The 1,203-nt window shown below is 58.4% G+C and carries 1 protein-coding gene; it reads right to left on the bottom strand.

All coding sequences use genetic code 11. The features are described from left to right. Positions 1 to 235 precede the first annotated feature (235 nt). On the bottom strand, positions 236 to 1,203 hold a 968-nt coding region (locus tag BM190_RS39370), incomplete at its 5' end, for an acetate--CoA ligase family protein (RefSeq protein WP_177237558.1).

Below are 1,203 nucleotides of genomic sequence, written 5' to 3'. Positions count from 1 at the left end.
GACAAGGGCCCGGCGGGCACACGCGTGAGATCAAGGATCTCGACGCCAGAAAGCGCCAGGGCCGACATATAGGCTTTCCCTAATGACTCTTCTGAGGCGGAACACGCCCGTTCGCGCCTCCAGCTCCGTTCGTAATCTTGTTCGAATTCGATGGCCCGCATCGCCTGAACCAGGAGTGCCCTGTTCCTGGTCAGTAGCGCTACCCCGGAATCAATCGAGCCGACTCATGCAAATATTACGAGGCGCCATCGCGCTTGCTTGCATGATTCCGCAATACCACGAGTGCGTCCACCGCGATCCCGCTTTTGGCAGTGAGTAGAAATGGATTGACGTCGATCGAGGCGATGCGACCACCAGCATCGGCGATCAAATTGGAGACTCCGACTAGCGCTTTAATCACAGAGCCTTCGTTCAGGGCCGGTTTGCCGCGGTAGCCCTTTATCTTCACGCCGGCCTTGGTGAGACGGATCAACTTTGCAGCCTCGGCCGCATCGATCGGCGCGCCAGCGAGCGCTACGTCTTTCATTAATTCGATATCGACACCCCCCGTACCGAATAGCACCACCGGTCCCATCTCGGCATCAAGCGAGGCGCCTATCACCAGCTCGAGATCGGCCTTGACCTGCTGCGCGATCAAAATGCCTTGGAGGTGAGGCTTTCCCTTCAAATTCCTGACACGGGCGGCGATGTCGTTGAATGCCTCTTTTACCTCGGCCGTGCTATTGAGATTGAGCACCACGCCGCCGACATCCGATTTGTGCAAAATGTCCGCGCTGACCGCTTTTGCCACGACGGGGAAGCCGATCTTCCTGGCGGCAATTGCCGCCTCGTCGGCCGTCCGCGCTATTGCCTCCTTCGAAATCGGGATGCCATAAGCCTTGAGCAGCTTTTTGGAGACGATCTCGTCGAGCGCGGGGCCGCTGGCACCATTCAAGGTCTTTTCCAGGAGCGCCCGGGCCTGGGGGTCGGAAGAGGAAACGATATCCGGCACGTCCTTTTCGAGTGCGGCATAATCGATCAGCGCCTTGATTGCGCCGACCGCGCGGTCCATACCTTGCATGACAGCGATGTTCGGCAATGTCTTGCGCAAGGCGGTTGTATGTTCGGTAAAGCCCATGGACACCGGGCTGATGTAGATTACGGGCTTCGTCGCGCTGCTCGCCATGCCGTTGACGATGCGCAAATTGCGTTCGCGCAATTCAT

The organism is Bradyrhizobium sp. Rc3b (genome assembly GCF_900114915.1).
Classification (GTDB): Bacteria; Pseudomonadota; Alphaproteobacteria; order Rhizobiales; family Xanthobacteraceae; genus Bradyrhizobium.
The sequence above is the reverse complement of the archived record's forward strand: the minus strand, read 5'-3'. Positions and strand labels throughout refer to the sequence as shown.